Annotated in this window: 3 protein-coding genes; all 3 read right to left on the bottom strand. The window is 71.5% G+C overall.

Annotated elements, in window-relative coordinates; all coding sequences use genetic code 11:
• Positions 1 to 147: 147 nt before the first annotated feature.
• Complete coding sequence (aspS, locus tag ITP53_RS54325) at positions 148 to 1,410, bottom strand: aspartate--tRNA(Asn) ligase (RefSeq protein ID WP_195903304.1); 1,263 nt, start codon at positions 1,408 to 1,410, stop codon at positions 148 to 150.
• A 479-nt stretch (positions 1,411 to 1,889) separates the two neighbouring features.
• Positions 1,890 to 3,281 carry a ribosome biogenesis GTPase Der gene (gene der, locus ITP53_RS54320; protein ID WP_195903303.1) on the bottom strand — a complete coding sequence of 464 codons (1,392 nt, stop codon included), beginning with the start codon at positions 3,279 to 3,281 and terminating at the stop codon, positions 1,890 to 1,892.
• Between the two features lie 37 nt (positions 3,282 to 3,318).
• Positions 3,319 to 3,962, bottom strand: a 644-nt coding sequence (gene cmk / locus ITP53_RS54315) for a (d)CMP kinase (protein ID WP_195903302.1), incomplete at its 5' end; no start/stop codon positions are given.

Here is a 3,962-nt window from a genome sequence, read left to right as displayed (position 1 = left end):
GTCACCCCACCGCCCAGGCGTCATCACGAGCAGATCACCCCACCGCCCAGGCGGTCATCACGAGCAGATCGCCTCACCGCCCAGGCGGCGGTCACGGGCAGGTCGTCACGGGCAGGTCGTCACGGGCAGGTCGTCACGGGCAGGTGGTCAGGGTGAGAGGCGGTGGAGGTCGCGGGGGAAGGCGGTGGTCTGGCGGATGTTGGCGGCACCCGTCAGGCGTGCGGTCCACCGTTCCAGCCCCAGCGCGAACCCGCCGTGCGGCGGCATGCCGTACCGGAACGCCTGCAGATACCCTTCGTACGCCTCCGTCGACTCCCCACGCTGGGCCAGCGCGGCCACGTAGTCGTCGTACCTGTGCAGCCGCTGCCCGCCCGTGACCAGCTCCAGCCCGCGGAACAGCAGGTCGAAGCCGTTGGAGTAGCCGGGCCGCGCGGGGTCGGGATGGGTGTAGAAGGGCCGCTTGGCCATCGGATAGCCGGTGACGAACAGGAACTCGGAGCCGTGCTCCCGCACCGCCCACTCCGACAGCAGGCGTTCATGCGCGGGCGAAAGGTCGGGCTCGTCCGACCCGGTGAGCCGCTGCGCGTCGGCGAAGTGGACGGCCGGGATCTCGGCGGGCACCGAGGGAGGCACGACGCCGAGGACGTCCAGCGCGGACCCGGCACGCGCCCGCAGGGACTCCAGCATGCCCGCCACCACCTCGCGCAGGACCGCCATCACGTCCCGGTGGTCGCGCACGAAGCCCAGCTCGGCGTCGAGGCTCGTGTACTGGGCCAGGTGGCGTACGGTGTCGTGCGGCTCGGCGCGGAAGACCGGCCCGACCTCGTAGACCCGCTCGAACACCCCCACCATCGCCTGCTTGTAGAACTGCGGCGACTGCGCGAGGTACGCACGCCGCCCGAAGTAGTCGATCCCGAAGACGTTGGCCCCGGACTCGGTGGCCGAGGCGACGATCTTCGGGGTGTGGATCTCGGTGAACCCGAGCCCGTCGAGCGTCTCCCTGAACCCGGCCACGCTCGCGGCCGAGATCTCCAGCGGTGCCCGCAGCAACGGGTGCCGCAGCGCGACCGGCGCGTGGTCGAGGATCGTCGGGAGCGAGGCCGTCAGGGCGGGCCGGTAGAGGTCGAAGGGCGGCGCCCCGCACGGCTCCGACAGCACCTCGATCTCCGGCGCGACCAGCTCGAAACCTCCCGGGGCCGCGGTGCTGGCGGTCACGGTGCCGGTGACCTCGACGACGCTCTCCTCAGGCGGGAGGTCGCCGCCGGACACGACCTGCGCGAGGCCGGTACGGTCCCTGACGATGAGGAAGGACACGGATTTCAGCCGCCGGCGGCGATGGACCCAGCCGGCGATCGTCACTCGTTGCCCGGCGTGCTCAGCGAGCTCCGCCGACATGACACGAGAGATCATTACAGCTCCTCACGGAATTGCATGACCCCTTGGGAGTGCGGGGGAGAAGGGAGCTCCCGGTGCCACCGCACTTTCGCCGCCTCGCGGAGGCGGCCTCGACGACCCGATGACGGGGGTCAGACCGGCGGGGCATTTCCTCCCCGCACTCGGGAGTGTCTTCACCAGCGGGCGCGGGACCGCCTTCGCAGCTACCGGCGGCTCTCTCGACCCGATGCGGGCCGCTGGCTACTCGTCTCCGTCAACGCGTTGCGATAGATCGTACTACCCGCCACACGACACCGGCACCGGCAGGCGCCGGTGTCGTGGACCACGGGACGTCGAGGCCGCGCGTAGACCGCAGGACGTCGGAGCCGCGACCACGGGACGTCGGGGCCGGGCGTGGACCACGGGACGTCGGAGCCCCGTCGCCCGGCTCGTGGATCGCGCGGCGGCGCCGGCGGCACAGGCTGAGCCGGTGCGGCCGCCGCCGGCGCGGACGATCACTTGTCCTTCTTGGCCCGCTTCTCCCTGATCTTCATGGTGACCTCGATCGGCGAGCCCGCGAACCCGAACTCCTCCCGGATGCGCCGCTCGATGAAGCGCCGGTAGGTCTCCTCCAGCCACCCGGAGGTGAACAGCACGAACTTCGGCGGCTCCACCGACGCCTGCGTGGCGAAGAGGATCTTCGGCTGCTTGCCGCCGCGCACCGGCGGCGGCGTCTGCTGCACCAGCTCGGTCAGGAACGCGTTGAGCCGGGCCGTCGGCACCCGCGTGGACCAGGAGTCGAGCGCCTTCTCCAGCGCAGGGACCAGCCGGTCGACATGCCGCCCGGTCTTGGCGGAGATGTTGACCCGCAGCGCCCACGGCGTGCGTACGAGCTGCCTGTCGATCTCTTTCTCCAGGTAGTAGCGGCGGTCCTCGTCGACGAGGTCCCACTTGTTGAACGCCACCACCATCGCCCGCCCGGACTCGATGACCAGCCCGATGATGCGCAGGTCCTGCTCGGTGAGCGGCTCGCTGGCGTCGATGAGCACGATCGCCACCTCGGTGCGCTCCAGCGCGGCCCGGGTGCGCATGGCGGCGTAGAAGTCGGCGCCCTGCAGCTCACGGTCGCGCCGCCGGATGCCGGCCGTGTCGACGAAGCGCCAGGTGCGCCCGCCCAGCTCGATCAGCTCGTCCACGGGGTCGCGGGTGGTGCCCGCCATCGGGTCGACCAGCACGCGCTCCTCCCCCGCCAGCTTGTTGAGCAGGGAGGACTTGCCGACGTTGGGCTTGCCGAGCAGCGCGACCCTGGCCGGCCCGCGCTCGGCCTCGAAGGTGACCTGCGGTGTCTCCGGCAGCGCGTCGAGCATCACGTCGAGCAGGTCGCCGCTGGAACGCCCGTGCAGGGCGGAGACCGGGTAGGGCTCGCCGAGCCCGAGCGACCACAGCGCGGCGGCCTCCAGCTCCAACTGCTGGTTGTCGACCTTGTTGGCGGCCAGGATGACCGGCTTGCCGGACTGCCGCAGCACCGAGCCCACGATCTCGTCGGCGTCGGTCGCACCCACGGTGGCGTCGACGACGAACACGATCACGTCGGCCAGCTCGACCGCGACCTGGGCCTGCTCGGCGATGCGCAGGTTCATCCCGGTGGCGTCGGGGTCCCACCCGCCGGTGTCGACGACGGTGAAGCGGCGCCCACGCCAGTTGGCGTCGTAGGTGACCCGGTCACGGGTGACGCCCGGCACGTCTTCGACGACCGCCTCGCGGCGGCCGATGATGCGGTTGACCAGCGTGGACTTGCCGACATTCGGCCGCCCCACGATGGCGACGACCGGCATCGGCGTGGTGTCGCCGTGTTCGGTGATCTCAAGTTCGTCGAGGTCGGCCTCGACCCAATCCCCCGTTGGCACGTTTTTTCATCCTTCGTGAGTACCGCACCCGATCGGGTCAGGTGCGCTCGTGTATACGGTCGCGGCCGTTGGAGGACGCGTCGCTTCCCTTCGCGCCCTTCCGCTCCGCGACCAGCCTCAGCACCGCGGCGATCGCCTCATCGAGGGACAGCTCCGTGGTGTCGAGCTCGACGGCGCCAGCCGCCATCGAGAGTGGGTCGGTCTTACGTGTCGAGTCGAGGGTGTCCCGCCTGGCCATGGCCTCCTGCTGGGCCTCCACCGTCGAGCCCGCCACCTCCGCGCTGCGCCGCCTGGCGCGCGCCTCCGGGCTGGCCGTCAGGTAGACCTTGACGGCGGCGCCGGGGCAGACGACCGCGCCGATGTCGCGGCCCTCGACCACGATGTCACCGGCGCCGATGATCTCCCGCTGGCGGGCGACCAGGTGGGCCCGCACCTCGGGGACTGCGGCCACGGCCGAGACCGCGCCGGTGACCTCGGCCTCCCTGATCGGCCCCGCCACGTCGACGCCGTCGACGTGGATGGCGGGGCCGTCGGGGTCGGTGCCGCTGACGATCGACGGCTCGCCGCAGCGGGCCGCGATCGCGCCGGGGTCGGTCAGGTCGACGCCCTGCTGGAGCATCCACCAGGTCATCGCGCGGTACATCGCCCCGGTGTCGAGGTAACGCAGGCCCAGCGCGCGGG

This window comes from Nonomuraea cypriaca (assembly GCF_015645445.1).
Classification (GTDB): Bacteria; Actinomycetota; Actinomycetes; order Streptosporangiales; family Streptosporangiaceae; genus Nonomuraea; species Nonomuraea cypriaca.
Note: the sequence above shows the minus strand (reverse complement) of the source record. Positions and strands in the feature narration are given on the sequence as shown.

Excerpts from the sequence above, each read along its gene's own strand:
- aspS (WP_195903304.1), bottom strand. The coding sequence starts at position 1,410 with ATGATCTCTCGTGTCATGTCGGCGGAGCTCGCTGAGCACGCCGGGCAA.